At 62.6% G+C, this 25,467-nt stretch carries 29 protein-coding genes and 1 tRNA gene; 6 read left to right on the forward strand and 24 right to left on the reverse strand.

The window, feature by feature from the left end:
* The first annotated feature begins 78 nt into the window (after nt 1-78).
* From CMI59_RS07795 to CMI59_RS07805, 3 genes are all read left to right on the forward strand, one after another.
* On the forward strand, nt 79-900 hold the full coding sequence (locus tag CMI59_RS07795) for an enoyl-CoA hydratase (protein ID WP_293326930.1): 822 nt from the start codon (nt 79-81) through the stop codon (nt 898-900).
* Between the two features lie 2 nt (nt 901-902).
* A complete protein-coding gene (locus tag CMI59_RS07800; RefSeq protein WP_293326932.1) occupies nt 903-1,316 on the forward strand; it encodes a CoA-binding protein in 414 nt (137 codons plus the stop codon).
* Nucleotides 1,317-1,450: 134 nt separating this feature from the next.
* On the forward strand, nt 1,451-2,722 hold the full coding sequence (locus CMI59_RS07805; RefSeq protein WP_293326934.1) for an O-acetylhomoserine aminocarboxypropyltransferase: 1,272 nt from the start codon (nt 1,451-1,453) through the stop codon (nt 2,720-2,722).
* A 61-nt stretch (nt 2,723-2,783) separates the two neighbouring features.
* Here CMI59_RS07805 and CMI59_RS07810 read toward each other — a convergent pair whose 3' ends face one another.
* From CMI59_RS07810 to CMI59_RS07825, 4 genes are all read right to left on the reverse strand, one after another.
* The gene (locus tag CMI59_RS07810) at nt 2,784-3,404 is read right to left on the reverse strand and encodes an ATP-dependent Clp protease proteolytic subunit (RefSeq protein ID WP_293326936.1); all 621 of its coding nucleotides are present in this window, start codon (nt 3,402-3,404) and stop codon (nt 2,784-2,786) included.
* A gap of 45 nt (nt 3,405-3,449) precedes the next feature.
* The gene (locus tag CMI59_RS07815) at nt 3,450-3,800 is read right to left on the reverse strand and encodes an SRPBCC domain-containing protein (protein WP_293326938.1); all 351 of its coding nucleotides are present in this window, start codon (nt 3,798-3,800) and stop codon (nt 3,450-3,452) included.
* Entirely contained in the window at nt 3,797-4,111 is a 315-nt protein-coding gene (locus CMI59_RS07820) for a metalloregulator ArsR/SmtB family transcription factor (protein ID WP_293326940.1), read from the reverse strand. The genes CMI59_RS07815 and CMI59_RS07820 overlap by 4 nt, the downstream gene beginning before the upstream one ends.
* A 96-nt stretch (nt 4,112-4,207) precedes the next feature.
* Nucleotides 4,208-5,323, reverse strand: coding sequence for a COX15/CtaA family protein (locus CMI59_RS07825; protein WP_293326942.1), 1,116 nt, complete (start codon nt 5,321-5,323; stop codon nt 4,208-4,210).
* A gap of 198 nt (nt 5,324-5,521) precedes the next feature.
* Between CMI59_RS07825 and CMI59_RS07830 the strand changes: the two genes are divergently transcribed.
* Complete coding sequence (locus CMI59_RS07830; protein WP_293326944.1) at nt 5,522-5,740, forward strand: DUF2842 domain-containing protein; 219 nt, start codon at nt 5,522-5,524, stop codon at nt 5,738-5,740.
* A 240-nt stretch (nt 5,741-5,980) separates the two neighbouring features.
* Here the strand turns inward: CMI59_RS07830 and CMI59_RS07835 are convergent.
* The 7 genes from CMI59_RS07835 to CMI59_RS07865 all read right to left on the reverse strand — a co-directional run bounded on the left by CMI59_RS07835 (nt 5,981) and on the right by CMI59_RS07865 (nt 10,597).
* Nucleotides 5,981-6,057: transfer RNA gene (locus CMI59_RS07835), tRNA-Pro, on the reverse strand.
* 71 nt (nt 6,058-6,128) lie between these two features.
* Nucleotides 6,129-6,617, reverse strand: coding sequence for a MerR family transcriptional regulator (locus tag CMI59_RS07840; RefSeq protein ID WP_293326946.1), 489 nt, complete (start codon nt 6,615-6,617; stop codon nt 6,129-6,131).
* Between the two features lie 86 nt (nt 6,618-6,703).
* A complete protein-coding gene (locus CMI59_RS07845) occupies nt 6,704-7,021 on the reverse strand; it encodes an integration host factor subunit alpha (protein WP_167089382.1) in 318 nt (105 codons plus the stop codon).
* A gap of 127 nt (nt 7,022-7,148) precedes the next feature.
* Nucleotides 7,149-8,126, reverse strand: coding sequence for a beta-ketoacyl-ACP synthase III (locus CMI59_RS07850; protein WP_293326950.1), 978 nt, complete (start codon nt 8,124-8,126; stop codon nt 7,149-7,151).
* Nucleotides 8,123-9,211 carry a phosphate acyltransferase PlsX gene (gene plsX, locus CMI59_RS07855; RefSeq protein ID WP_293326952.1) on the reverse strand — a complete coding sequence of 363 codons (1,089 nt, stop codon included), beginning with the start codon at nt 9,209-9,211 and terminating at the stop codon, nt 8,123-8,125. Before plsX ends, CMI59_RS07850 begins: the two co-directional genes overlap by 4 nt.
* Before the next feature lie 176 nt (nt 9,212-9,387).
* A complete protein-coding gene (locus tag CMI59_RS07860; RefSeq protein ID WP_293326954.1) occupies nt 9,388-9,981 on the reverse strand; it encodes a DUF177 domain-containing protein in 594 nt (197 codons plus the stop codon).
* 10 nt (nt 9,982-9,991) lie between these two features.
* On the reverse strand, nt 9,992-10,597 hold the full coding sequence (locus tag CMI59_RS07865) for a ubiquinol-cytochrome C chaperone family protein (protein ID WP_293326956.1): 606 nt from the start codon (nt 10,595-10,597) through the stop codon (nt 9,992-9,994).
* 122 nt (nt 10,598-10,719) lie between these two features.
* Here CMI59_RS07865 and CMI59_RS07870 point away from each other — a divergent pair, with 122 nt between their 5' ends.
* On the forward strand, nt 10,720-11,205 hold the full coding sequence (locus CMI59_RS07870) for an outer membrane protein assembly factor BamE (protein WP_293326958.1): 486 nt from the start codon (nt 10,720-10,722) through the stop codon (nt 11,203-11,205).
* A 3-nt stretch (nt 11,206-11,208) separates the two neighbouring features.
* On the opposite strand, the gene CMI59_RS07875 is transcribed toward CMI59_RS07870, so the two are convergent.
* From CMI59_RS07875 to glyA, 10 genes are all read right to left on the reverse strand, one after another.
* The gene (locus CMI59_RS07875) at nt 11,209-12,342 is read right to left on the reverse strand and encodes an acyltransferase family protein (RefSeq protein WP_293326960.1); all 1,134 of its coding nucleotides are present in this window, start codon (nt 12,340-12,342) and stop codon (nt 11,209-11,211) included.
* A 244-nt stretch (nt 12,343-12,586) separates the two neighbouring features.
* Nucleotides 12,587-14,698: a sodium-translocating pyrophosphatase gene (locus tag CMI59_RS07880; protein WP_293326962.1), complete on the reverse strand. Its 2,112-nt coding sequence runs from the start codon at nt 14,696-14,698 to the stop codon at nt 12,587-12,589.
* 222 nt (nt 14,699-14,920) lie between these two features.
* A complete protein-coding gene (gene thiL / locus CMI59_RS07885; RefSeq protein WP_293326964.1) occupies nt 14,921-15,943 on the reverse strand; it encodes a thiamine-phosphate kinase in 1,023 nt (340 codons plus the stop codon).
* A 2-nt stretch (nt 15,944-15,945) separates the two neighbouring features.
* Nucleotides 15,946-16,458 (reverse strand): transcription antitermination factor NusB, encoded by a 513-nt coding sequence (gene nusB / locus CMI59_RS07890; protein WP_293326966.1) that lies wholly within the window; start codon nt 16,456-16,458, stop codon nt 15,946-15,948.
* A gap of 38 nt (nt 16,459-16,496) precedes the next feature.
* Nucleotides 16,497-16,955: a 6,7-dimethyl-8-ribityllumazine synthase gene (ribH, locus tag CMI59_RS07895; protein WP_293326969.1), complete on the reverse strand. Its 459-nt coding sequence runs from the start codon at nt 16,953-16,955 to the stop codon at nt 16,497-16,499.
* Complete coding sequence (ribB, locus tag CMI59_RS07900) at nt 16,952-18,103, reverse strand: 3,4-dihydroxy-2-butanone-4-phosphate synthase (protein ID WP_293326971.1); 1,152 nt, start codon at nt 18,101-18,103, stop codon at nt 16,952-16,954. Before ribB ends, ribH begins: the two co-directional genes overlap by 4 nt.
* 6 nt (nt 18,104-18,109) lie before the next feature.
* Entirely contained in the window at nt 18,110-18,724 is a 615-nt protein-coding gene (locus CMI59_RS07905; RefSeq protein WP_293326973.1) for a riboflavin synthase, read from the reverse strand.
* A 6-nt stretch (nt 18,725-18,730) separates the two neighbouring features.
* On the reverse strand, nt 18,731-19,849 hold the full coding sequence (ribD, locus tag CMI59_RS07910) for a bifunctional diaminohydroxyphosphoribosylaminopyrimidine deaminase/5-amino-6-(5-phosphoribosylamino)uracil reductase RibD (RefSeq protein ID WP_293326975.1): 1,119 nt from the start codon (nt 19,847-19,849) through the stop codon (nt 18,731-18,733).
* A 51-nt stretch (nt 19,850-19,900) separates the two neighbouring features.
* Complete coding sequence (gene nrdR / locus CMI59_RS07915; RefSeq protein WP_293326977.1) at nt 19,901-20,380, reverse strand: transcriptional regulator NrdR; 480 nt, start codon at nt 20,378-20,380, stop codon at nt 19,901-19,903.
* 71 nt (nt 20,381-20,451) lie between these two features.
* A complete protein-coding gene (gene glyA, locus CMI59_RS07920) occupies nt 20,452-21,768 on the reverse strand; it encodes a serine hydroxymethyltransferase (protein ID WP_293326979.1) in 1,317 nt (438 codons plus the stop codon).
* A 616-nt stretch (nt 21,769-22,384) separates the two neighbouring features.
* Between glyA and CMI59_RS07925 the strand changes: the two genes are divergently transcribed.
* Nucleotides 22,385-22,831 carry a MucR family transcriptional regulator gene (locus CMI59_RS07925; protein ID WP_293326981.1) on the forward strand — a complete coding sequence of 149 codons (447 nt, stop codon included), beginning with the start codon at nt 22,385-22,387 and terminating at the stop codon, nt 22,829-22,831.
* A gap of 11 nt (nt 22,832-22,842) precedes the next feature.
* Here CMI59_RS07925 and CMI59_RS07930 read toward each other — a convergent pair whose 3' ends face one another.
* The 3 genes from CMI59_RS07930 to CMI59_RS07940 form a co-directional block, all read right to left on the reverse strand.
* On the reverse strand, nt 22,843-23,151 hold the full coding sequence (locus CMI59_RS07930) for a hypothetical protein (protein ID WP_293326983.1): 309 nt from the start codon (nt 23,149-23,151) through the stop codon (nt 22,843-22,845).
* Entirely contained in the window at nt 23,141-24,352 is a 1,212-nt protein-coding gene (gene hemA / locus CMI59_RS07935) for a 5-aminolevulinate synthase (protein WP_293326985.1), read from the reverse strand. The genes CMI59_RS07930 and hemA overlap by 11 nt, the downstream gene beginning before the upstream one ends.
* A 192-nt stretch (nt 24,353-24,544) precedes the next feature.
* Nucleotides 24,545-25,327 carry a glycerophosphodiester phosphodiesterase gene (locus CMI59_RS07940; protein WP_293326988.1) on the reverse strand — a complete coding sequence of 261 codons (783 nt, stop codon included), beginning with the start codon at nt 25,325-25,327 and terminating at the stop codon, nt 24,545-24,547.
* Nucleotides 25,328-25,467: the final 140 nt, after the last annotated feature.

A 25,467-nucleotide genomic window follows, 5' to 3' on the forward strand; every position in this document is an offset into this window, starting at 1 on the left:
CATGACGAAGAAATCGACACCACCTGACACCCCCTCCCCATCCCGCTATGCTGCCCCAAAACATAAAGGGAGAGCGCCATGAGCCAGCCAGCCGAACAAGCGGCCACCGCCGAACCGATCCTGCTGCGCGAGGATGCGGGCGGGATCGCGACCCTGACGCTGAACCGCCCGAAACAGCGGAACAGCCTGTCGGGCGCGCTGATGGAGGCGCTGACGGCGGAGCTTCACAAGGTCGCCGAAGACAGCACCGTGAGGGCCGTAATCCTGGCGGGGAACGGGCCGAGCTTCTGCGCCGGGCACGACCTCAAGGAACTCACCAATGCAAGGCAGGCCGAAGACCGGGGCCGCGCCTTCTTCGAAAAGACGATGAAGCAGTGCTCGACGCTGATGCAGGCGGTGATGCGCAGCCCCAAGCCGGTGATCGCACGCGTGCACGGCATCGCGACGGCCGCGGGCTGCCAGCTTGTTGCGAGCTGCGATCTCGCCGTGGCGGCGGAGGAAGCGAAATTCGCCACGCCCGGCGTCAATATCGGGCTCTTCTGTTCGACGCCCATGGTCGCCCTGTCGCGCAATGTGACGCGCAAACATGCGATGGAAATGCTGCTGACGGGCGAAATGATCCCCGCCGCGCGCGCCGCCGAAATGGGGCTCGTGAACAAGGTCGTGACGGCGGATGAACTCGACGCAGCGGTGCATCACTTTGCCGACATCATTGCGTCGAAATCCGCCCTCACCGTCTCTATCGGCAAGGAGGCCTTTTACGACCAGCTCGAAATGGGCGTCGGCGAGGCTTACGACTATGCAAGCGAGGTGATGGTGCGCAATATGCTCGCCCGCGACGCGGAAGAAGGCATCGGCGCCTTCATCGAGAAACGCGAACCGAAATGGGAAGACCGATAGACATGGCAAGCGAGCCCGAGACCATCGAGAAAATCTTGCGCAGCGCGAAAGTGATTGCGCTGGTGGGTGCGAGCAACAAGCCCGAGCGCGACAGCAACAAGGTGATGGCCTTCCTTCAGTCGAAGGGCTATCGCGTGATCCCGGTGAACCCCGGCCTTGCCGGTCAGGAGATCAACGGCGAGACGGTCGCCGGGGCGCTGGCCGACATCGAAGAGCCCGTGGACATGGTGGATGTGTTCCGCAATTCCGACGCGGCGGGCGGCGTGACCGACGAGGCAATTGCCATCGGCGCCAAGGCGGTGTGGATGCAGCTCGGGGTCGTCAATGAAGACGCCGCGAAACGCGCCGAGGCCGCGGGCCTCGACGTGGTGATGGACCACTGCCCGAAGATAGAGATACCGAAACTGGGATTGTAGAAACGGAACGACAATCGCCGTCATGCCCCGCCCTCCTTGAACGTAAGGGTGGGCACGTCATGGCGCATCGAGAACAACAGCCTATGGATCCCGGCTTCCGCCGGGATGACACCGAAAGAAGACAGGACAGAAAAATGAGCGACCAGGCTTTCAACACGCTTGCCATTCACGCCGGAGCGCAGCCGGACCCGACCACGGGCGCGCGCGCGACGCCGATCTACCAGACGACTTCCTTCGCTTTCGACGATGCGGACCACGCCTCGCAGCTCTTCGGCCTGCAGGCCTTCGGCAACATCTATACGCGCATCACCAACCCGACGACGGCGGTGCTGGAAGAACGCGTCGCGGCGCTGGAAGGCGGCACGGCGGCGCTCGGCGTCTCATCCGGCCACGCAGCGCAGCTTCTCGTCTTCCACACCATGCTGGAACCGGGCGATCATTTCGTGGCGGCCAAGCAGCTCTACGGCGGCTCCATCAACCAGTTCGGCCATGCCTTCAAGAAGTTCGGCTGGGAAGTCGATTGGGTGGACGTGTCCGACCCGGCGAATGTGAAGGCCGCCATCGGCAAGAAGACCAAGGCCGTCTTCATCGAAAGCCTGGCCAATCCCGGCGGCGTGGTGACGGACATCAAGGCGATTGCCGATATCGCGCATGAGGCGGGTATTCCGCTCGTCGTCGACAACACGCTGGCCTCGCCCTATCTGTGCAACCCGCTGGCGCATGGCGCGGACATCGTCGTCCATTCCATGACGAAGTTCCTGGGCGGTCACGGCAATTCCATGGGCGGCGTCATCGTCGATGGCGGCGGCTTCGACTGGTCGAAGGACGGCAAGTACCCGACGCTCAGCGAGCCGTGCGAGAGCTATCACGGCATGAAGCTGCATGAGACCTTCGGCAATATCGCCTTCGCCATCGCCTGCCGCGTGCTGGGCCTGCGCGACCTCGGCCCGGCCATCTCGCCCTTCAATTCCTTCATGATCCTGACGGGCATCGAAACGCTGCCGCTGCGCATGCAGCGCCATTGCGACAATGCGCTGGAAGTGGCGACCTTCCTGAAAGACCATCCCAAGGTGAGCTGGGTGTCCTATGCGGGCCTGCCCGGCGACCCGCATCACGAGCTGATGAAGAAATACTCGCCCAAAGGCGCGGGCGCGGTCTTCACCTTCGGCGTAGAAGGCGGATATGACGCGGGCGTGAAGCTGGTGAATTCGGTGAAGCTGCTGAGCCATCTCGCCAATGTGGGCGATACACGCAGCCTCATCATCCACCCGGCCTCCACGACGCATCGTCAGCTCTCGGAAGAACAGCAAACCGCGGCGGGCGCAGGCCCCGACGTGGTGCGCCTCTCCGTCGGCATCGAGGATGCGAAAGACATCATCGCCGATCTGGAACAGGCGCTGGCCTGATCCAACGGGATCGAAGAACTAGAGAAGCCACCCCGGCAAAACCGGGGTGGCTTTTTTTTATTCAGTTCGCCTCAGGCGCCGCGCCCATCCCGCGCTCGGTAAGGATGCGGTCGATGAGCCCCCATTCGAGCGCCTGCTCCGCCGTCATGAAGCGGTCCCGGTCCATCGCCTGTTCGAACTCCTCGTAAGAGCGTCCGCAATGCTCGGCGTAAGCCTTTGTGATGCGCTTCTTGGTGCGCAGAGTTTCTTCAGCATGAATGAGAATGTCGGACGCCTGCCCCTGAAAGCCGCCCGAAGGCTGATGGATCAGGATGCTGACATTGGGGAGCGCCGCGCGCTGGCCGGGTTCGCCCGCCATCAGCAGAAACGACCCCATCGAGCAGGCCGTCCCCATGCAGAGCGTATGCACGGGCGCCTTGATGTAGCGCATCGTGTCGTACATGGCGAAACCGCTGGTCACGACGCCACCGGGCGAATTGATATAGAGCTGGATCGGCTTCTTGGGATTTTCCGCTTCCAGAAACAACAGCTGCGCACAGACCAGAGCGGAGACGGTGTCGTTCACCTCGCCATTCAGGAAGATGATCCTCTCGCGCAGCAGGCGGGAATAAATGTCGAAAGAGCGTTCGCCGCGGCTCGACTGTTCGACGACCATAGGGACGAGTTGCATCGCTTCGCGCATCGGCGAATTCCTTTCTTCTGAATGTGACGGTGAAAGCCCTGCGCGTCAGGCGGCGCGCATCATCACGGACTCGTTGTTGTTCGACGCGGGCGGCAGCAGCCGTGCATCGGCCAGCCCGTGAACGATCGTCAGGATCGTCCCGCCCCGTTCATCGGGCCGGAGCTGAAACGCGACGATGCTTTCAAGGTAAGGCGGTTCGTCATCGCGCATCCGGTAACGAATTTCCTCGCCCGTCTCCACCGATACCGGCTCGGCATCGGCCAGATCGCGGCCCGGCAGCCATTTCTTACGAAAGGCGGGGTCGCTCACCGCGCGCCAGACTTTCTCCGGCGGTGCATCGAGTTCATATTCCTGCACCAGTTCCCGCGGCCGTTCTTCGGTCTTCAGCTTGCTCATGGGTCCATATCCTTCAGCAGAGCCTTCAACGCATCGATCCGCGCCGGCCAATAGGCACGGTATTTCGCGAGCCATTCGGCGATAAGCGCCAGCCCGTCGGGATCGACCTCGTAATTCACGAAACGCCCCTGCCGCTGCTCGCGCACCAGCTTCGCATTGCGCAGCACGGCAAGATGCTGGGACATGGCCGGCTGGCTGATCTCCATGCCCTCGCGCAAGGCGCTGGCATTCATCGTGCCGCTTGCGAGCTTTTCGAAGATCGCGCGGCGCGTCGGATCGGCCAGAGCCTTGAATATGTCGTTCTCGATCATGCAATCAGATAAGCACGCGCTTATCTGATTCGCAATGCCGAAACATCCGAGATCCGCGTCGTGAGATAATCCCGGGATGACATCAAAGGGTGTAGATCAGCCTGTCGCCACGCCCAGCCTTGCGGACGGCGTCAGCCGGTGGGCGTGCCAGACGGCGGCGGCGAGCACGATGACGGCGCCCGCCTGATGCGCCGCGCCCATGGGGATCGGCACCACCATGACCAGCGTGCCGATGCCGAGAACGACTTGCGCCAGCACGGCGGCCAGTAGGCAGTTGGCCGAGAGCCTTGCGTCCGCCACGCCGCTCGCGCGGACGCGCCACCAATGCCAGCCCGTCAGGATCACCAGCACATAGGCGAACATGCGGTGCTGATACTGCACGGTGAGTAGATTCTCGAAGAAGTTCGACCACCAGGGCTGAAGGTGGAAAAGCCCCTCCGGCGCGAAGAAGGCACCCTGAATGAGCGGCCATGTATTGTGGATGAAGCCCGCCCGCGTGCCCGCCACGAAAGCGCCCAGCACGATCTGCAGGAAGAACCCCGCGATCAGCCAGCGGGCGGCGGTGGAAAGCCCACTCCCCGCGTCCGGCGCATGGGACACCGCATCGCGGCTGCTGCGCCACAGGCTCAACCCCGTCCAGAAAATATAGGCGAAGAGAATGAGGGCGAGCGTCAGATGCGCCGCGAGCCGGTACTGGCTGACCTCCGTGCGGTGCACGAGGCCGCTCTTCACCATCCACCAGCCAAGCGCGCCCTGCAGGCCGCCCAGCACGAACAGAATGGCGAGCTTCGGCACCAATGCGCGCTCGACCTTCTTCGTGAAGGCAAACCAGAGGAACGGAATGAGGAAGGCAAAGCCGATGAGACGGCCGAGCAGCCTGTGCCCCCATTCCCACCAATAGATCTGCTTGAACTCCGACAGCGACATCCCCTTGTTGAGCGCGGCATATTGGGGAATCTGCTTGTAGAGGTCGAACTCGCGCTGCCAGTCGGTCTGGCTCAGCGGCGGGAGCGCGCCCGTCACCGGCTTCCACTCGGTGATCGAAAGCCCCGACTCGGTAAGCCGGGTCAGCCCGCCGACAACCACCATCACGAAGATGAGCGCGGCCACGCCGAAAAGCCAGATGGCGATCTGGCGATTGGCTTCGGGCTTATGGCCCAGGTGCGCCGAGGGATGAGATGAGGGGCCGGTTTCGATGCGCTGTGCGGTCATGAGGCTGATTTAGCGCGCCCGACGCGAAAAGCCCAGCCCGGGAAAGGCCGCGGCGCCGCTTTCGAAGCTGAATTTTTGGTCATGAAGGTGAGGCCGGAGAGCGCTCCGAGGAGGGCTTTGCTCTCCCCTTTTCATGATCGGGGCTTTGCCCCGGGCCTGAGAATGTCCTATCAGGTGGCATTCTCAATGGAGACGGACATGCGCCTCAATATCCGCACCAGGAAGCTGATCGGCACCATCGTGCTTCTGGTCTTCCTGACGCTCTACGCTTTTCTGGTGATGACCATTGCGGTCAGCCACCTGCCGGATAACGGCTTCCTCCAGTTCATCTACTACCTGACGGCAGGCGTGATCTGGGCGTTCCCGATGAAATATCTGATTATCTGGATGGTCCGGCCCGACCCCGAAGAGGAATAGGCCGAAATCCGATCACATCAGCCGGCCGGTCTTCAGATAGTTGAAGAACAGGATCGCTACGAAAAACAGGGCGATGGGGATGATGTTGGCCATCGAAAAACTCCGGCAGATAAAAGCTGAACGGGGCACCCGTCTCGTCGGTCGAGGGTGAGCGCCGATTGGGCCGCAATGTGCCCCAGCTTCGCGCAAAAGAAAAGGGCCGCCCGTCGATTAGACGAGCGGCCCTTAGTCTTCACAAATTGGTCGGAGCGGCGGGATTCGAACCCACGACCCCTTGTCCCCCAGACAAGTGCGCTACCGGGCTGCGCTACGCTCCGTCGGCTGTGAAGGCGCGGACTATAGACGCGCCCTTTCGGCTCGGCAACCGCAGAAAACGGTGCATCCGACCTTAATTTTCGTCTTCTTCCTCTTCCCAGAGAGTCTCGTCGATCTCTTCCTTCAAGGTGACGAGATCGTCGAGAATACGCGAGAGCCGCTGGCGCCCTGCGGCGTCGATGGAAGCGCCGCCCGCCTGGACGTCTTCCTCCGCGCCCTCATGGTCTGAACGCTGTACCGCTTCGCGGGCAAGCTCGGCGACCGAGGCATCGGCGGTGCCCCGGCCGGTCTCGGAAACGAACTTCGCGCCCTGCTCGCGAAAGACCTTCTGTACACCCTTGATGGTATAGCCGTCATTGTAGAGAAGCGCGCGCACGCCGCGCAGAAGGTCCACATCTTCGGGACGGTAATAGCGCCGCCCGCCGCCGCGCTTCAGCGGGCGGATATGGCTGAACTTGCTTTCCCAGAAGCGCAGCACATGCTGCGGCACGTCGAGATCGGCCGCGACTTCGCTGATTGTGCGAAAAGCTTCAGGAGACTTTTGTGCTGTAGAATGAGGCACTTGCCGACCGTCCTCAATCCGGTTTCCGACCACAGATCTTACCATATTCTACGCGAACCCGACGGGAGCGCCGGTACTTGAGAGCTTCAGTCCGCCGCAGCGGCCTTGCTGCTCAACGCATCGTTGATGCGTTCCTTCAAGACATGGCTTGGACGGAAGACGAGAACGCGCCGCGGTTTGATCGGCACTTCCTCGCCCGTCTTCGGGTTACGGCCCATCCGGCCGCCCTTTTGCCGGACGGAGAACGAACCGAAGGACGACAGCTTCACCGTGTCGCCGCCGGCAAGACAATCCGAAATTTCCTGCAATACCCGTTCGACCAGATCGGCCGACTCGTTCCGCGACAAGCCGACTTCCTGATAAACCGCTTCGCTCAGATGAGCGCGCGTGATCGTATCCCCCATCGCCGCACCTCTGCAATTTCGTCACTAAGCGTAGGGCTAGCCCAGAAACCCGTCAATATCAATGAATTGGCAGCTTTTTCTAATCGGCCGTTTCATAGATTACCGCAATATGTCCTGCGCGTCGGGCTCAATAGCGCAGCAAGAGCGATCCCCAGGTAAACCCGCCGCCCATCGCTTCGAGCAGAACGAGATCGCCCTTCTTGATTCGGCCATCCTTGAGCGCCGCGTCGAAAGCGAGCGGCACGGAGGCCGCCGAGGTGTTGCCGTGATCGGCCACCGTCATCACCACCTTTTCAGGCGGCAGGCCGATCCGCTTGGCGGTGCTGTCCAGAATGCGCTTGTTGGCCTGATGCGGCACGAACCAGTCGATGTCGTCCACACCAAGGCCGGTCGCCTCGAGCGACTCGCTGATGGCCTCGGCGATATTCACCACCGCGTGCCGGAACACCTCGCGGCCTTCCATGCGGACATGGCCGACCGTGCCGGTGGAGGACGGGCCACCATCGACATAGAGCTTGTCCTTCAGGCGGCCGTCGGAATGCAGATGCGCGGTGAGAATGCCCCGGTCCGCATTCGTCCCGTCGCCCTCGCCCGCCTGGACGACCATGGCGCCGGCCCCGTCGCCGAACAGCACGCAGGTCGTGCGGTCCGTCCAGTCCAGCAGCCGGGAAAAGGTCTCCGCGCCGATGACCAGCGCCGTCTTCGACTGGCCGGCCCGGATGAAGGTATCGGCAATGGTGAGCGCGTAAACGAAACCGGAGCAGACCGCCTGAATATCGAAGGCCGCGCCATGACCGAGGCCGAGCCCCGACTGCACGGTGGTCGCCGTCGCCGGGAAGGTATTGTCCGGCGTCGTCGTCGCCATGATGATCGTGTCGATCTCCTGCACGTCGATGCCCGCATCGGCGATCGCCGCCCGCGCCGCATGCAGCGCTAGGTCGGAGGTGAGTTCCCCCTCCGCCGCGATGTGCCGGCTCTTGATGCCGGTCCGCTCGGTGATCCAGTCGTCCGTGGTTTCTACAACCTTGGAGAGATCTTCATTCGTCATGATCCGTTCCGGCAGATAGCTGCCGGTGCCGGTCACGATACTTCTTACTGATGTCACGGCAGAGCTGCCTCGGATTCTTGAGTGTCCTGTTTGCCGCCATTGCGGCCGCTCGCGAGTTGTTCCAACCCGTCCAAATGACCGAGATCGGTCACGATCTTGTTGAGAAGGTCCGCCGACGCCACATCGACGGCCACGTCGATGGCCGCGGCAAACCCCAGCGCATCCGTGCCGCCATGGCTCTTCACCACCAGCCCGTTCAGGCCGAGAAAGAGACCGCCATTATTGGCGCGCGGATCGAGCCGCGTGGACAGCGCCTTGAAGGCGCCTTGCGCAAAGAAATATCCGATCTTCGCCATCAGCGACCGGGAGATGGCCGCACGCAGATATTCGGAAATCTGCCGCGCCGTACCCTCGGCGGTCTTCAGCGCGATATTGCCGGTAAACCCGTCGGTGACCACGACATCGACCGTGCCCTTGCCGAGATCGTCGCCCTCGACGAAGCCCTTGAAGACGATGGGAAGGTCGCTCTCGCGCAGCATCTGCGCGGCGGCTTTCACCTGCTCGGTGCCCTTCACTTCCTCCTCGCCGATATTGAGGAGGCCGACGGTCGGCTTGTCGACATTGAAGATGACGCGGGCATAGGCCTCGCCCATCGCCGCGAACTGCACGAGCTGCTTTGCATCCGGCCCGATGGTGGCGCCGACATCCAGCACCACGCTTTCGCCGCGCGTGGTCGGCCAGAGCGCGGAGATGGCCGGCCGCTCCACATGAGCGAGCGTCTTCAGGATGAACATGGACATGGCCATGAGCGCGCCGGTATTGCCGGCGGAAACAACGGCCTGCGCCTGCCCTTCCTTCACCGCGTCGATGGCCTGCCACATGCTGGAGACCTTGCGGCCGCGCCGGAGCGCCTGGCTCGGCTTGTCGTCCATGGAAATGGAAACGTCGCAGTGATGGATCTCGCTGACCGAGGCGACGCGCGGAAACCGCTCCATCACCGCCTTCAGCTTTTCCTCGTCGCCATAGACGAGGAAGCGCACATCGGGATGTCGGACCGACGCGATGTCGATGCCGCCGATCACGGTCTCGGGGCCGTGATCGCCACCCATCCCGTCCACGGATATCGTTAGTCCTCGCGTCACTCCAGCCCCTCCTGAAACGGCTCAATACCCCGGCTTCGCGACAAATCGGGGTTTAACAGGCGAATCGACCCGGGAAGGGTCCCGCGGATCAGACTCGCGCGCCCGAACATACAGCCATCATACCCCGATACAATACCCATCAAACAAGGCCGTCTTGTCTCGACCGGGGTATGCGATTAGTCGTTTTTCTTGAGTTTTTCCAATATTGCAAAGGGGTTTTCACGCTCTTCCCCAGCGTCCGCCTCTTCCTGCGGGGCCGCCTCGGCAGGCTCTTCGAGCGCCGCGCCGGGCTTGCGCGGATAAGGCTCCATGGCCAGCGAGAGCTGCTCGGCCACCGCTTCGCCATAGTCCACCCGGCCACCGGCCAGAAACGGCTCCGGCGGCTCCACCGCTTCCGGATCGATGAGAATCTCCTTCTCATCGGCTCCTGAAAAGCGCGCATCCCGCTCGATCTGGTCGTCGGGCAGGAAATGCAGGGTGAATTCCTCCGAAATCTCCTCGCTCATCGGCTCCAGCGTCACGACGCATTCGCGCATGAGATCGGCTTCATAGCTGCAATCGAGGGTCAGCCCCGTCTTGCGCCACGGCCGCAGCTTCGCCACGCCGGAAAGCCGCGAAATGCCTGGAATTCCGAAGCGGCGGGCCAGCGCCGCGCATTCGGCCTCATCGGCCTCGAAAGGAATGGCCGTGCCCTTGGGCGGCACGTCATTGGCCGACACGAGGCGGCGGAATTCCGGCTTGCTGTCCTTGTTATTCGCTGGGTCGCTCAAAAGCTGCTCCTCAGGCCGAAATGTCATGGGCTTCGGGCGATCCGATGCCCTGAGCGGCGCGCGTGGCGGCGAGATCTTCCGCAACCGGCGGCTCGGGAAACCGGATTTCGCCGGCAATCAGCGCCTTTTCGGGCTGCGCCCTCAGCGCCGAGGCCGCCCGGCCCACATAGGCCGCGATCAGCGTGAGCTGAGCCCTGTCCACGGCCGCATCGCCGTAGATATTGCGCCGAATCGCCTCCTGCAAGGTCTCGGAACCGCCCGCCAAGCCCGCCTCATAGGCCGAAATCCGCCCATAAAAGGAGGAAGCGAGCTTCTTGACCTTCTTGCCGACGCTGAGATCGCCGACGCCCATTTCGCGCATGGTCTGGTCCAGATCGTCGAAAAACACGTCGAAAAAGCGCTGCCCGAGGGCCTTGGCCTCGTCTCCGCCCTGTTTCAGCCGGTGCATCGCCAGAAAGGCGTGAAGCGCAACCATCTCGAAACGGCTTTCCACGGTATCGGGAACGCCCGCATGACGATAGAATTCCGCCCGGCGCGCCTGATCGCTTACCGCCCGGTAAAGCCGGAAGGCCGCGTCATCGTTTTGGGGACGGCGAAACAATTTGTTCCATATCATTCGGTAATCTCCTGCCCGACCCGTCGGGAGCTGAAAGCGCGGCCTGACATGCCGATTGAATTTAGTTGCCGACAGGGGTAGGTCAACGCATGAAGAAGATGTGTCGAGGAGGCAGTCACGCCATGAAGTCCGCTCACCCGCGCCGTAAGCTCAAGGCCGTCCTGGCCGCATCCCTGATCGCGACCAGCGCCACGCTGACGGTCGCCTGCGCACCCGTCGTGGAAGAGCGCGGTTACATCTTCGACGCGAAAGACCTGAAGCAGGTACATCCCGGCGACAGCCGCGAGCAGATAAGACAGCTCCTCGGGACGCCCTCGACCGTTTCCACCGTCCGCGGCGAAGCCTGGTATTACATTTCCAGCAAGTTCGAAACCTACGCCTTTTACGCGCCCGAAGAGGTCGACCGCAAGGTCGCTGCCATCTATTTCGACAAATCCGGCGTGGTGGACGATGTCGCCTATTACGGGCTGGAAGACGGCCGGGTGATCAATTTCGTCGACCGCAAGACGCCCACCCGCGGCAAGGAGATGACGGTTCTCGAACAGCTCTTCTCCAATATCGGCCGCTACAACAATGCGGGTGCGAGCAAGCCGCAGCCGGGCAACTGATCCTCAGGCGAACCTCAACCTGACATAGCCGACGCCTGACCGCAGGCGCCGGCGCAGGATGTCTTTCAGCACGTTCGTCCAGGGCGTGATCAGGAAGGTGACGCCGATGACGCAGACGAAGACGGCGAGCTTCTGCCAGGTGGAGTGCACGTCGTAGAGCCCGAGCGCGGCGACGCAGACGAAAATCGGAAAGTGGAACAGGTAGATCGGGAAAGTCGCATCGCCGACCTTGCGGGCGATCGCCTTCAACCGGTCCGGCACCGCGATCCGCTCGCCGTAAAGGTCCAGCGCCCAGAACACCCAGGCGAAAACCGCAAGCGCGGCAATGGACGGCAGAACCAGCGACACCGATACGCGCGCCGGGTCCACATGCAGCATGCCGAAGAAGACGTCGATCACCTGCCGGATCGTTTCGGCAAAGCCATTGAGGTCGACGGCGGCAAGCCCCATCACCGCGACGGCGCCCCCTGCGACGAAGAGGCGAATGCCCGTCCCCGTCTTCCTCTCCTTGCGGCTGTAGACGTCGTAAAGCGCCGCCCCGCCGATCCAGACGACCGCCATGAAGAGGATGTTGGGGCCGAGCAGCAGCGCGGTCAGGCCGAGCAACATGTAACGGCGGGAGAGATAAAGGCCGTACATCAGATAAAAGGCGGCTTCGTAGCCGAGCGACCAGAAAGGCGAATTGGACAGCGGATAGATGCTGTAGCCCCAGAGCTGGGTAAGGAAGCCGACATTGGCGAAAATCCGGAAAATCGGATGGTCCGCCTCCCCACCCCAATTGCTCATATAGAAATCCGGCGCGGCATAGCGCGAAACCGCGTCGAGACAGATCGTGGCGACGAGCGCCGGCAAGGCGACCGACCAGAGCCGCGACAGGCGGTCGACATAATAGCGGCCCTCATCGAAGGATTTTCCGTCCGGATAGATCATCCGGATGGTGTAGCCGCTCAGAACGAAGAAGCCCCCGACCGCGGCGACGCCGAAGATCGTCAGATCGGGCCAGTCCGGCTGGAAATAGCTCTGGGTCCAGTGCGCGCCGGCGACCGCAAGAGCGAGAAAGACCCGCGATACATCGAGCAGCACGGATATGGAATCGGGAACAATTCGCGTGCCCGCCGCCTGGCCTTGCCCCGTCATCCCTGCACTCCCATCCCGAATTGACACATGACCGCGTCCCGATCGGACATTTGTTAGAAACGCGGACGGCCCAAGCAGCGTTTTCCGCCGTTTTTCCGTCCGGTTTCCCTGTTCGACAATCACGCTTCAAGTCGCGGGCCATCCCGCGGGAGGCGCAGTCGAGCCGGGGCGAAAACAACCCGGGCAAAACAAAAGGCCCCGGCGTTTCCGCCGGGGCCTTTCTCTTTCTTTTTGGTCCCCGCGCTTAGTGCGCGAGGATCGCCAGCAGCAGCAGCGCCACGATGTTCGTGATCTTGATCATCGGGTTCACCGCCGGGCCGGCCGTATCCTTGTAGGGATCGCCGACCGTATCGCCGGTCACGGCCGCCTTATGGGCTTCAGAGCCCTTGCCGCCGTAATTGCCGTCTTCGATGTACTTCTTGGCGTTGTCCCACGCGCCGCCGCCGGCGGTCATGGAAAGCGCCACGAAGAGGCCGGTGATGATGACGCCGAGCAGCATCGCACCAACCGACGAGAAGGCGGCCGACTTGCCCGCGATCCAGTTGATCAGGAAGTAGAGCGCGATAGGCGACAGCACCGGCAGGAGCGACGGCACGATCATTTCCTTGATCGCCGCCTTGGTAAGCATATCCACCGCGCGGGCATAATCAGGCTTCGACGTGCCCTTCATGATGCCCGGATCCGCCTTGAACTGACGGCGCACTTCCTCAACGATCGAGCCGGCAGCGCGGCCGACCGCCATCATGCCCATCGAGCCGAACAGGAAGGGCAACAAACCGCCGACGAAAAGCCCGACAACCACATAGGGATTGGAGAGCGAAAAGTCCGGCACAACCCCCTCGAAATACGGGAACTTATCCGCATTGGCCGAGAAGAAGGTCAGGTCCTGCGTATAGGCCGCGAAGAGCACCAGCGCACCGAGACCGGCGGACCCGATGGCATAGCCCTTGGTCACCGCCTTGGTGGTGTTGCCGACCGCGTCGAGCGCGTCCGTCGTCTTGCGGACGTCCTCGGGCAGTTCCGCCATTTCCGCGATGCCGCCCGCATTGTCCGTCACCGGACCGAAAGCGTCGAGCGCGACCACCATGCCCGCAAGCGCCAGCATGGTCGTCACCGCGATGGCGATACCGAACAGACCCGCAAGGTTGAAGGAAACCAGAATGCCGACAACGATGATGATCGCCGGCAGCGCCGTAGCCTCCATCGAGACCGCGAGGCCCTGGATGACGTTCGTGCCGTGACCCGTTACCGAGGCGGCGGCAATGCTCTTCACCGGACGAAAGTTCACGCCGGTGTAGTACTCCGTCACCCAGATGATGAGACCCGTCACCGCCAGACCGACAATGCCGCAGACATAAAGCGTCATGCCGGTAAAGTTGAAGACATCGAAGGAATAGGCCGTATTGAGTCCGACCACCCAGTCGGTGACGAAATAGAGCGCAATCAGCGACAACACCGCCGAGGCGATGAAGCCCTTGTAGAGCGCGCCCATGATGTTCTGGCTCTTGCCGAGGCGTACGAAGAACGTACCGATGATGGAGGTGACGATGCAGGCACCGCCAATAGCGAGCGGATAGGTCATCATCGCCGTTTCGGCGGCACCGTTGAAGAAGATCGAGGCCAGCACCATGGTCGCTACCACGGTCACGGCATAGGTCTCGAAAAGGTCCGCCGCCATGCCCGCGCAGTCGCCGACATTGTCGCCGACATTATCGGCGATGGTGGCCGGGTTACGGGGATCGTCTTCCGGGATACCGGCTTCCACCTTGCCGACGAGATCGCCGCCGACATCCGCACCCTTGGTGAAGATACCGCCGCCGAGACGGGCGAAGATGGAGATGAGCGAGGCGCCGAAGCCGAGCGCCACCATGGCATCGATCACTTCACGATCGCCGGGGTTCAATCCAAAACCGAAAGTGAGCACTGTGAAATAGACCGACACGGCCAGCAGCGCGAGACCGGCAACGAGCATGCCCGTCACCGCACCGGAGCGGAAAGCGATCGAAAGGCCGGCTGCAAGGCTCGTCGCGGACGCCTGCGTCGTGCGCACATTGGCACGCACCGACACCAGCATGCCGATATAGCCCGCAAGACCCGACAGCGTGGCGCCGACAAGGAAACCGATGCCGACACGAATGCCGAGAAGATAGGAAACGATGATGAAGATGACGGCGCCCACGATGGCAATCGTCGTGTACTGACGATTGAGATAGGCGGCAGCGCCTTCCTGGATCGCACTCGCAATTTCTTGCATGCGCTCATTGCCCGCGTCCGCTGCCAGCACGGAGCGTATCGCCCACATGCCATAGAGGATCGCGAGCACGCCGCAAGCAATGATAGCCCACATTGTGCTCATTCTCTCTGTCCTTAATTTTTATGAAGGTCAGGTCGGTCGTTACGCACGCAACAAACACAAGACGAGAGAAATTCCCCAAATCCTCCCTGAGAATCCCCTCTACCTCCCCGGCCATACTCTTAAGCGGGAAAAACGATGCCAAATGCTCAAGATGAAAGCAACCGGACCGATGCACTCATTTTATAAAGGGGTCCGCAAGCGCCCGCAGGGCCATGAAGACGCTCAGAAATGGCGGAAACCCGCATGGGGAACGGCGATGGGCTCGCCCTCCGCATCGACGAGCCGAACCAGCGTTTCGGGCGTACGATTCGCCCGTTCCTCAAGGTGACCGATAAGAGCGACCGGCACCCCTGCCCCAGCGGCAGCTTCAAGAAACGCCTCTTCCGCTTCGGCGGACACGGCAAGGAGCAGTTCGTAATCGTCGCCGCCGGTGAGAAGCGAGGCGAATGTGACATCGCTCTCGGCCAGAAGCATGGCCGCCGCCGCGGGCGAAAGAGGAACGTCCGCCGCCCGGATGGTGGCGGCAAGGCCGGAGGCTTCGCACATATGCGTCAGATCCGATACGAGCCCGTCCGACACATCGAGCGCGGCATAAACGATGCCGGAAAGCGCGGGCCCGAGCGTCACGCGCGGTTGCGGCAGGCGGTACCGGTCGGCCAGAAAGGCGCGGTCCGCATCCGAACCTGAATGCAGCTGCTCCCGCAACACGGCAAGGCCGAGCGACGCATCGCCGATGGTGCCGGTCACATAGACCCTATCGCCCGCCTGCGCCCCGCCGCGCGGCAGCATGGCGCCCTCTTCCACCTCGCCGATGGCGGTGAGCGAGAGCGTCAGCGGACCCGGCGTCGATACGGTGTCGCCGCCCCAGAGCGAGATACCGAACGCGGCCTGATCCTCGGCAAGTCCGGCCGCAAAGCCTTCCAGCCACGACATGGAACATGTCTCGGGAAGCGCCGTGACGAGCAGATAGCCGCGCGGGCGCGCACCCTTGGCGGCAAGATCGGAGAGGTTCACGCGAAGAAGTTTCCGGGCAATCGTGTCGGGCGGATCTGAAGGGAGGAAATGGACGCCCTCCACCATCGCATCGACGGTCAGGACCGTCTCCTTGCCCGGAGCAGCCCGGTAAAGCGCGGCATCGTCCGTGAGACCGAAAGCACCGGCGGCCTCGCGCGCAAGCGGCGCGAACAGCTCGGCGATCAGCTCGAACTCGCCGGGGCGGGGCCTGTCTGCCTTCCCGCCCGCCATGCTCAGGCCTTCCTGCCGCCCGCGCCCTTCCCTGCGTCGGGAGAGCGGATTTCCTTCGCCATCCGGTCGAGCACGGCATTCACGACGCCCGGCTCGTCGCCTTCGAAAAAGGCGTGAGCGATATCGACATATTCGTTGATGACGACCTTCACCGGCACGTCCTTGCAGCGGCGCAGCTCATAGGCGCCCGCGCGCAGGATGGCCCGAAGCGTGGAATCGACGCGCGCCAGCGCCCAGCCCCGGGCAAGCGAATGGTTCACATGGGTGTCGATGTCGCGCTGCTCACGCAGCACGCCGCGCACGAGATCCTCGAAATGAGCGGCATCGCCCGCCACGATCTCCTCGTCCTCGATGTTCTCGCCCAGACGGAAGGTCTTGAACTCGGCAATGACCTCCTCCATCGGCGTTCCCGCCACATCCATCTGGTAAAGGGCCTGCACGGCCCCCAGCCGCGCGGCGCTGCGGGCGCGCGGATCGGTTTTCCGGTTATCGGCGTGTTCGGCGTTACTCGTCACTTGGCGCTGTCGCTTTCAAAGAACGGTCAGAACGGGGCTCAGGCCCCGAGCTGTTTTTTCAGGTCGATCATGTCGAGGCAAGCCTTTGCCGCGCCGCCGCCCTTGTTCTTGGCGGAAACGTTGGCGCGGGCCCATGCCTGCTCCTCGTTTTCCACTGTCTGGATGCCGTTGCCAAGAGCCAAGGCGCGATCGACGGTCAAATTCATGAGCGCGCGGGCGGATTCATTGGAAACGATCTCGTAATGCGTCGTTTCACCGCGGATCACGCAGCCCAGAACGACATAGCCGTCAAACCGGGCCGAGGGGCCGCCATGGGTCATGCCTTCCAGCGCGAATTTGACCGCCGCGGGCGTTTCCAGCACGCCCGGCACGCTCACGCGCTGATAGGTGGCGCCGCGCGCCTCGATTTCGGCAATGGCGCCACGGGCCAGCTCGTCGGCCAGATCCTCGTAGAAACGCGCCTCGACAATGAGGATATGGGGGTTGTTGTCGCTCATTCCGCCTTTTCCTTGACCGATTTCGCCTTCGCGCCACCCGCCGAGACGGAACGCTGGCCGGTGATCCGGAGCCCGTAGCCTTCAAGGCCCACCAGGCTGCGATCCGTATCGGAGAGAAGCTCCATTTCGTGAATGCCGAGATCGAGCAGGATCTGCGCGCCGACGCCATATTCGCGCAGGCGGCGCGGCATGCCCTGATCTTCGCTCTCCCCCTCACCCTTGTGGAGCAGCCGGTCGGAGATGACGGTGGAGGTCGTGTCGCGGATGAGCACGACCACGCCGCGCCCCTCCTCGCCGATGATCCGCATACTGTCTTTCAGCACCGACGACCGCGGGCCCGACGCGCCCAGCACGTCGTCGAAAATATTGACGGCGTGAACGCGCACCAGCACGGGCTCCGGCGTAGAGATATCGCCCTTCACCAGCGCGATATGCTCGGCATATTCGACCGTGTTCTGATAGACCATCATCTTGAAGTCGCCGCCGAACTCGCTCGTCAGCTCGCTCTCGATGGCGCGGCGGATGAAATTGTCGTAGCGGCGGCGATAAGCGATGAGATCGGCGATGGTCGCGATCTTGAGGCCGTGAAGCTGCGCGAAATTCACCAGATCCGGCAAACGTGCCATGGTGCCGTCATCATTCATGATTTCGCAGATGACGCCGCCGGGATAAAGACCGGCAAGCCTTGCGATATCGACGGCGGCTTCGGTATGGCCCGCGCGCACCAGCACACCGCCGTCCTTTGCGACGAGCGGAAACACATGGCCGGGCGACACGATGTCCTGCGCGCTCTTGGTCGGGTCGATGGCGACCGACACGGTATGCGCGCGGTCATGCGCGGAGATACCGGTGGAGATGCCCTCGCGCGCCTCGATGGAGACGGTAAAGGCGGTCTGATGGCGCGACTGGTTGTGGCTCGACATGAGCTGCAGGTTCAGCTCCTTGGCCCGGTCCGCATTCAGCGACAGGCAGATGAGCCCGCGGCCGTATTTCGCCATGAAGTTGACCGCTTCCGGCGTGCACATTTGCGCCGGGATGACGAGATCGCCCTCATTCTCGCGATCCTCCGCATCGACCAGCACGAACATCTTGCCGTTGCGCGCGTCTTCGATGACTTCTTCTATGGGCGACAGAAATTCCTTGTACACGGGGCCTTAGTCCTTCTCAGCCAGGCGCGCGACATAGCGGGCCAGCATATCAATTTCAAGATTAATCGCATCGCCCTCGCGGGCGCCGCCCCAGGTGGTGACGTCCTGGGTATGTGGAATGATGTTCACGCCGAAATGGCAGCTGCCGTCGGGCCGGTCCTCGACCTCGTTCACGGTGAGCGAAGTACCGTTGATGGTGATGGAACCTTTGGAGGCGATGTAGCGGGCGAGACTTGCGGGGGCCTCGAAGGTGAAACGCTTCGAGTCGCCATCGGGCCGGATGGACACGATACGCCCCACCCCGTCCACATGGCCCGAGACGACATGACCGCCCAGCTCGTCGCCGGCCTTGAGTGCGCGTTCCAGATTGATCCGCGTACCCTCTTTCCAGCCGCCCAGCACGGTGCAGTCGAGCGTCTCGGCGGAGGCATCGACGGCAAACCATTTGCCGATTTCATCGTCGCCCTTGTCCACCACGGTGAGGCAGCAGCCCGAACAGGCGATGGAGGCGCCCATATCGATGCCCGCTGGATCGTAATGGGTGGCGATGACGAAACGCGTGTCGCCACGCTTCTCGATGGCGCGCACGGTGCCTATGTCCGTCACGATACCGGTGAACATGATCGATCAGCTCCGATAGACGTAGCTCGACAGCGTGTCCGCGCCGAGCTGCATACTGTGAGTGTGAAGAAAACCCGGCGCATCGCCGACACGCCCGATACCGAGCGAGGCGATGGCGGGATAGCCGTCGCCGCCCAGCAGTGTCGGCGCGCGGAACCATTCGAGCCGGTCCACCAGACGCGCCTGAACGAGCGAAGAGGCAAGTCGCGCCCCACCCTCGACCAGCACGCGGGTCAATCCGCGTTCGGCAAGCAGTTCCATTGCCACGCGCATATCCATGGCGCCGGTCTTGTCGGGCGCGACATCGACAAGCTCCACGCCGCATCCCTCAAACGCCTTGCGACGCTCCGTATCGCCGCCCGGATGGGTAAGGATGACGAGCGGTACATCCTTCGCCGTGCTGACGAGCCTGGAGGTGAGCGGCAGGCGCAACCGCCCGTCCGCGACGATGCGCATGGGATGACGGTCGGACATGCCCGGCAGGCGGCAGGTAAGTTCGGGATCGTCGACGATGGCGGTGGCGCTGCCGACCATGATGGCGTCATGCGTGGCGCGCAGCAGATGGCCGCGCGCACGCGCCGCCTCGCCCGTGATCCACTGGCTGTGGCCGCTATGGGTCGCGGTGCGCCCGTCCAGCGTGCTGGCGATCTTGAGCGTCACCAGCGGGCGGTTGTCGCTGATCCTGAGGAAAAAACCTTCATTGAGCAGATGCGCCTCGAGCGCGCAGACATTGTCCTCGACCTCGATGCCCGCCTTCTCCAGAAGCGCGAACCCCCGTCCGCCCACACGCGGATCGGGATCGGTAATAGCGACGACAACGCGGGAAATACCCGCCTCGATCAGCGCCTGGGCGCAGGGCGGCGTTTGTCCGTGATGAGCGCAGGGTTCGAGCGATACATAGGCCGTCGCGCCACGGGCCGCTTCGCCCGCGCGGGAAAGCGCCTCCGTCTCCGCATGGGGACGGCCGCCGGGTTGCGTCCAGCCGCGCCCGACGATGCGCGGACCGTCTTCTTCCTCACGGACGATAATGCAGCCGACAGCCGGGTTCGGCGCCACGCGGCCGAGCCCGCGCGCCGCCAGCGCCAGCGCCATTTTCATGAAATCCGCGTCGTAGGGCCGGACCATGCTCTTCTCCTGCGGGCTCTTCAGACAAGACCGGGCCCGGCAGTGAGAACGCTAGTCCCGATCTTCGTCCACGTCCGATTCCGGGCCGCTCAACTCGCCCAGAAACTCTTCGAAATCCTTGACTTCGCGGAAGTTTCTGTAAACCGAGGCGAAGCGTACATAGGCCACGGCATCGAGTGAGCTGAGGCCTTCCATCACGAGCGTTCCGACCATTTTGGAAGGAATCTCGCTCTCGCCCATGCTCTCAAGCCGCCGGACGATGCCCGACACCATACGCTCGATGCGTTCCTGCTCAACCGGGCGTTTGCGCACGGCAATTTGCACGGAACGCATAAGCTTGTCCCGATCGAAGGGCACGCGGCGGCCATTGCTCTTCACAATGGTCAGTTCGCGAAGCTGGACCCGTTCAAAGGTCGTGAACCGCCCGCCACAGGCCGGGCAGAAGCGGCGGCGCCGGATCGCCGTGTTGTCCTCGGTGGGACGCGAGTCCTTCACCTGGGTGTCTTCGTTTCCGCAATATGGACAACGCATGCGATGCCGCCCCCGCCTTTCCATCGGCCGTCAGACCGATATGTGCCCCTCAGAAAAAGATCGGTCCAAGTCTACTTCGGACCGCCATAAATCGGAAACCGCTTGCACAGCTCCAGAACGTCCGCGCCGACCTTTTGTTCGACATCGGCGTTCTTTTCAGCGCCATTGGCGGCAAGACCGTTCAGCACGTCGACGATCATGCGGCCGACTTCCTGGAACTCCGTCACGCCGAAACCGCGCGTCGTGCCCGCGGGCGTCCCCAGACGCACACCGGAAGTAACGGTCGGCTTTTCCGGATCGAAGGGAATGCCGTTCTTGTTGCAGGTGATGCGCGCTTCCTCGAGCGCCTTCTCCGCAATATTGCCGGTCAGCGATTTCGGACGCAGATCGACCAGCACCACATGCGTATCGGATCCGCCAGAAACGATGTCGAGACCGCCATCGACCAGCGTCGCCGCCAGGGCGCGCGCATTGTCGACCACGTTCTGCGCATAGACCTTGAAGTCGGGACGCAGCGCTTCGCCGAACGCAACCGCCTTGCCCGCGATCACATGCATGAGCGGCCCGCCCTGAATGCCGGGGAAGATCGCCGAATTGATCTTCTTGCCGAGATCCGGGTTGTTGGACAGGATCATGCCGCCGCGCGGACCGCGCAGCGTCTTATGCGTCGTGGTGGTGACGACATCGGCATGCGGCAGCGGGCTGGGATGCGCGCCACCGGCCACGAGACCGGCGAAATGCGCCATGTCGACCATGAAATAGGCACCGACCTTGTCGGCGATCTCACGGAACGCCTTGAAGTCGATCTGACGCGGATAGGCCGAGCCGCCCGCGATGATCAGCTTGGGCTTGTGTTCCATGGCGAGGCTCTCGACCTCGTCCATGTCGATGCGGTGGTCCTGCTGGCGCACGCCATACTGGACCGCATTGAACCATTTGCCCGACTGGTTGGGCGCTGCGCCATGCGTCAGGTGACCGCCGGCGGCAAGGCTCATACCCAGGATCGTATCGCCGGGCTGCAGCAGCGCCTGGAAGACGCCCTGGTTGGCCTGCGAGCCGGAATTGGGCTGCACGTTCACATAGGCGCAGTCGAACAGACGCTTGGCGCGCTCAATCGCCAGGTTCTCGGCAATATCGACGAACTCGCAACCGCCGTAATAGCGCCGGCCCGGATAGCCTTCCGCATATTTGTTCGTCAGCACCGACCCCTGCGCGTCGAGCACGGCACGGGACACGATGTTCTCGGAAGCAATGAGCTCGATCTGCGTTTGCTGGCGCCCAAGCTCCTGCTCGATCGCCTTCATGATTTCGGGATCGCTCTCCGCGAGGCTCGCGGAAAAGAAACCGGCGGACTGACCAGCGCCGGTCGCAGCTTTGCTTAGAGACATAAAACTACCTTTTTCAGTTCATATTGGCCGCTGGCGCGTCACGCGCCCTGCGGGGACCGGCCGTTCGAACCTCACGCCGCGGAGCCCTTTGACGCATTCATCAAAGCGCAGGAATTCCAGCGCTCGCGCATTGGGTTTGCCGCTTATCTGTCGCCCACGGTTCGGGCGGACCGAGGGGGGACCAGCCGGTGCGCGCGTCATACCATATATGGCTGTTTGAGAGCAATTGACCACCATGTGACAAGCGCCGGGACACGAATGCAGGCCGCGGATGTCTCACTGGGAGACATGTGTTTTTATCGAAAACAGATTCCGCATGAATATATCCGCGCCAACGCGCCGCGAAAATGCGGAGTGCCGACTACCTTTCATGGAGCAATAGTCGTTTCATTAAATAGCCCCCACTAATATTTACAGATTTCATGTTTTCCTGCCCCAACTGCTTAAGCGACACCAGGATGCCAGTAACTCACACCACATTTGTTGATGTTTTCGTAAGCAGAAGCGGGTTAATTGCTTGCAGCGCTCTGTTGTATCGCGCTAGAAGATGATCGTTATTGACGCTGAGGGATTCTCAGCGAGCCGATCTTACGAAAATTAAAGGTAAATTCTCAGGATGGACCAGAACACTACCGGCGACGAAGTCCAGAGCAGCGACTATCTTGGCCTCGCTGTGGAGATCGTTTCTGCCTATGTAAGTAATAATGCGATGTCTTCGGCCGACCTGCCGGCAATGATCCGTACGGTTCACACGACCCTGGTCGATCTCGGCAAGGGAACGGATTCAAGCGAACCCGACCTGACGCCCGCCGTACCGGTGAAGAAGTCGGTGACGCCCGATTACATCATCTGCCTCGAAGACGGCAAGAAACTGAAAATGCTGAAGCGCTACCTGCGCTCGCAATACGGCATGACGCCGGAAGAGTATCGTGCGCGCTGGGGCCTGCCGCATGACTATCCGATGGTCGCGCCGAACTACGCCGCGCAGCGCTCCAAGCTTGCCAAGCAGATCGGGCTCGGCCGTGCAGGCACCGCCCCTGCCCGCGGTCGCCGCAAGAAGTAAGCTCCGATCGGTCAGACGATGATGCCGCCCCCCGATCCTTCTTCAGGATTTCGGGGGGTTGGTTTTTCCGGCGTCCGCTCTTCGCCTTCCTCGATCCGCTTGAGACGATAGAGAAGCTTGCCCCGCGCCACGCGCTCCAGCTCGCGCTGCGGCGCCGTCGTCGGCCCGACCACCGACACCTCGACACCTGTCGCCACATCGACGGCCGTCACCTTGACGCTGCCGCCCAGCGGTGTGAATTCGAAAATGATTTCCCCGCCGGCGCCCGCCGGCATCCCGGGGCGGCTCGCGCCGCCCTTTTCGGGATCGTCAGGCGGCACGCCTGATGTTCCGGCGCGTCCACACCTTGTCGAGTGCGGAAACGAGTTCGCGCATCATCTCGTCGGTATGCACCGGCAAGGGCGTGAAGCGCAGCCGCTCCGTGCCGCGCGGCACGGTGGGATAGTTGATCGGCTGCACATAGATGTCGAAATCCATCAGCAGCTCGTCGGAAACGGCCTTGCAGACGACAGGGTCGCCCACCATCAGCGGCACGATATGGCTTTCGCACATCATCACCGGCAGACCGGCCTCCGCCATCATGGAACGCAGCGTATGCGCCCGCTCCTGATGAAGTTCGCGCTCCGCATTGCTGCTCTTCAGATGACGCACCGAAGCCAGCACGCCCGCCGCCAGCACCGGCGCGAGCGAGGTGGAGAAAATGAAGCCCGGCGCATAGGAGCGCACGACATCGACCAACGTGGAAGACGCCGCGATATAGCCGCCCATCACGCCGAAGCCCTTGGCCAGCGTACCTTCGATGATGTCGACCTTGTCGAGCACATCGTCGCGTTCCGCGATGCCGCCGCCGCGCGGCCCGTAAAGGCCGACCGCATGCACCTCGTCCAGATAGGTCAGCGCATTGTAGCGATGCGCCAGATCGCAGATCTCGCCGATGGGCGCGATATCGCCATCCATCGAATAGACGCTTTCGAAAGCGACGATCTTGGGCTGGTCGGGGTCGATCTCGCGCAGCAGCTCTTCCAGATGCTGAAGATCGTTATGGCGCCAGACGCGCTTGGGCCCGCCGCCGCGGCGAATGCCTTCGATCATCGAGGCGTGGTTCATCTCGTCGGAGATCATCACGCAGTCGCCGAGAATACGCGCCAGCGTGGACAGCGTCGCATCGTTCGCGGCATAGCCCGAGGTGAAGAGCAGCGCCGATTCCTTCTGGTGAAGATCGGCAAGCTCATGCTCCAGCTCGACATGGTAATGCGTGGTACCGGAAATGTTGCGCGTACCGCCGGAGCCCGCGCCGACCTCGTCTACCGCCTGTTTCATGGCCGCGACCACCTTGGGGTGCTGGCCCATGCTCAGATAGTCGTTGGAGCACCAGACGGTGATCTGTTTCGTGCCTTCGGGCGTGTGATAGGTCGCACGCGGAAAATTGCCGCGATGACGCACGATGTCGGTGAAGACTCGGTATCGCCCTTCGTCCTTCACCGCCTGAAGCGCGTCCGTCAGTTTCTTGTCGTAATCCATCGCCCCTATCCTGCCTTTCCCCGGCCCATGCCGGGAGCCTCTCTTCGAGAAGGCACGCAACTCTCACGCGACGCCGGTCCAATGCGATACCGGTCAATGCCGCCCCGTCAACGGGTGATCCGCAAATTAACCCTTTGAAAATAAGGGGCCACACGCGAATTGTCGCATTATTTTCTTAGCATCGATGGGAGATCAGGACGAGCCCCAAAGCCCTCGCTCCTGCAGAACCGATTTCAGGATTTTCGGCTCATCGGTCATCAGCCCGTCCACCCCGATGTCGATCAGACGGCGCATTTCGTCCGGATCGTCGATGGTCCAGACATGAACCTGCATCCCCAGCTCATGGGCGCGCTTGACGAGCTGCCGGTCGGCGATGGGGATGCCGTGCTGGCTGACGGGCAATTGGGCGCATCCGGCCTCAAACCCGCCCCAGAGGACGCCCAGCGGACCGCTCCAGCTCGAAAAACGCAGGCGCGCCGTCCCCAGCGGACCGGTACCGGTACACAGATCCGGCCCCAGCGCCTCGCGGATGGCGGCGGTTCGCTTGTCTGAAAAGGAATTCACACAGACGCGCTCGATGGCGCCCTGCTCGCGCAGAACGCGGATCAGCGGCTCCACCGCATTGTTGAGCTTCGGGTCGATATTGATCCTGAGATCGGGCCAGGCGGTGAGCATGTCGGCAAAGAGCGGGATCGGCTCCTCGCCCGCGACCCGCGCCAGCTTCACCTCGTCATAATCCATCTCGCGGATGAGGCCCGAGCGGTCCGTCACCCGGTCGAGCCGGTCGTCGTGAAAGGCAAGCAGCACACCGTCCCGCGTCGCATGAACATCGGTTTCGATATAGCGATAGCCGAGATCCACCGCACCCTGAAAGGCGGGCATGGTGTTTTCCGGCCAGGCGCTCGCGCCGCCGCGATGCGCGAAAGCAAGAAGGCCGTCGAATTCGAGATAGGGAAATCGGGAGGGGCGTGTCACCTGAATTTCGTCCTTTCCTCAGGACTCTTCCTGTTCCCGTCATTGCGAGGAGGCGCAGCCGACGAAGCAATCCAGCGCCGAGCCAACCGCTTCTGGATTGCCGCGCGCCCTGAAGGGCGCTCGCAATGACGATCCCTTTG

The sequence above is a fragment of the Parvibaculum sp. genome, assembly GCF_002684405.1.
Taxonomy (GTDB): Bacteria; Pseudomonadota; Alphaproteobacteria; order Parvibaculales; family Parvibaculaceae; genus Parvibaculum.

What these genes read in the sequence shown, in the direction of transcription:
- CMI59_RS07795 (WP_293326930.1), top strand. Translation starts at nt 79, where the DNA reads ATGAGCCAGCCAGCCGAACAAGCGGCCACCGCCGAACCGATCCTGCTG.
- CMI59_RS07800 (WP_293326932.1), top strand. Translation starts at nt 903, where the DNA reads ATGGCAAGCGAGCCCGAGACCATCGAGAAAATCTTGCGCAGCGCGAAA.
- CMI59_RS07805 (WP_293326934.1), top strand. Translation starts at nt 1,451, where the DNA reads ATGAGCGACCAGGCTTTCAACACGCTTGCCATTCACGCCGGAGCGCAG.
- CMI59_RS07810 (WP_293326936.1), bottom strand. Translation starts at nt 3,404, where the DNA reads ATGCGCGAAGCGATGCAACTCGTCCCTATGGTCGTCGAACAGTCGAGC.
- CMI59_RS07815 (WP_293326938.1), bottom strand. Translation starts at nt 3,800, where the DNA reads ATGAGCAAGCTGAAGACCGAAGAACGGCCGCGGGAACTGGTGCAGGAA.
- CMI59_RS07820 (WP_293326940.1), bottom strand. Translation starts at nt 4,111, where the DNA reads ATGATCGAGAACGACATATTCAAGGCTCTGGCCGATCCGACGCGCCGC.
- CMI59_RS07825 (WP_293326942.1), bottom strand. Translation starts at nt 5,323, where the DNA reads ATGACCGCACAGCGCATCGAAACCGGCCCCTCATCTCATCCCTCGGCG.
- CMI59_RS07830 (WP_293326944.1), top strand. Translation starts at nt 5,522, where the DNA reads ATGCGCCTCAATATCCGCACCAGGAAGCTGATCGGCACCATCGTGCTT.
- CMI59_RS07845 (WP_167089382.1), bottom strand. Translation starts at nt 7,021, where the DNA reads ATGGGGGATACGATCACGCGCGCTCATCTGAGCGAAGCGGTTTATCAG.
- CMI59_RS07865 (WP_293326956.1), bottom strand. Translation starts at nt 10,597, where the DNA reads ATGATATGGAACAAATTGTTTCGCCGTCCCCAAAACGATGACGCGGCC.
- CMI59_RS07870 (WP_293326958.1), top strand. Translation starts at nt 10,720, where the DNA reads ATGAAGTCCGCTCACCCGCGCCGTAAGCTCAAGGCCGTCCTGGCCGCA.
- CMI59_RS07875 (WP_293326960.1), bottom strand. Translation starts at nt 12,342, where the DNA reads ATGACGGGGCAAGGCCAGGCGGCGGGCACGCGAATTGTTCCCGATTCC.
- CMI59_RS07880 (WP_293326962.1), bottom strand. Translation starts at nt 14,698, where the DNA reads ATGAGCACAATGTGGGCTATCATTGCTTGCGGCGTGCTCGCGATCCTC.
- thiL (WP_293326964.1), bottom strand. Translation starts at nt 15,943, where the DNA reads ATGGCGGGCGGGAAGGCAGACAGGCCCCGCCCCGGCGAGTTCGAGCTG.
- ribH (WP_293326969.1), bottom strand. Translation starts at nt 16,955, where the DNA reads ATGAGCGACAACAACCCCCATATCCTCATTGTCGAGGCGCGTTTCTAC.
- CMI59_RS07905 (WP_293326973.1), bottom strand. Translation starts at nt 18,724, where the DNA reads ATGTTCACCGGTATCGTGACGGACATAGGCACCGTGCGCGCCATCGAG.
- ribD (WP_293326975.1), bottom strand. Translation starts at nt 19,849, where the DNA reads ATGGTCCGGCCCTACGACGCGGATTTCATGAAAATGGCGCTGGCGCTG.
- nrdR (WP_293326977.1), bottom strand. Translation starts at nt 20,380, where the DNA reads ATGCGTTGTCCATATTGCGGAAACGAAGACACCCAGGTGAAGGACTCG.
- glyA (WP_293326979.1), bottom strand. Translation starts at nt 21,768, where the DNA reads ATGTCTCTAAGCAAAGCTGCGACCGGCGCTGGTCAGTCCGCCGGTTTC.
- CMI59_RS07925 (WP_293326981.1), top strand. Translation starts at nt 22,385, where the DNA reads ATGGACCAGAACACTACCGGCGACGAAGTCCAGAGCAGCGACTATCTT.
- hemA (WP_293326985.1), bottom strand. Translation starts at nt 24,352, where the DNA reads ATGGATTACGACAAGAAACTGACGGACGCGCTTCAGGCGGTGAAGGAC.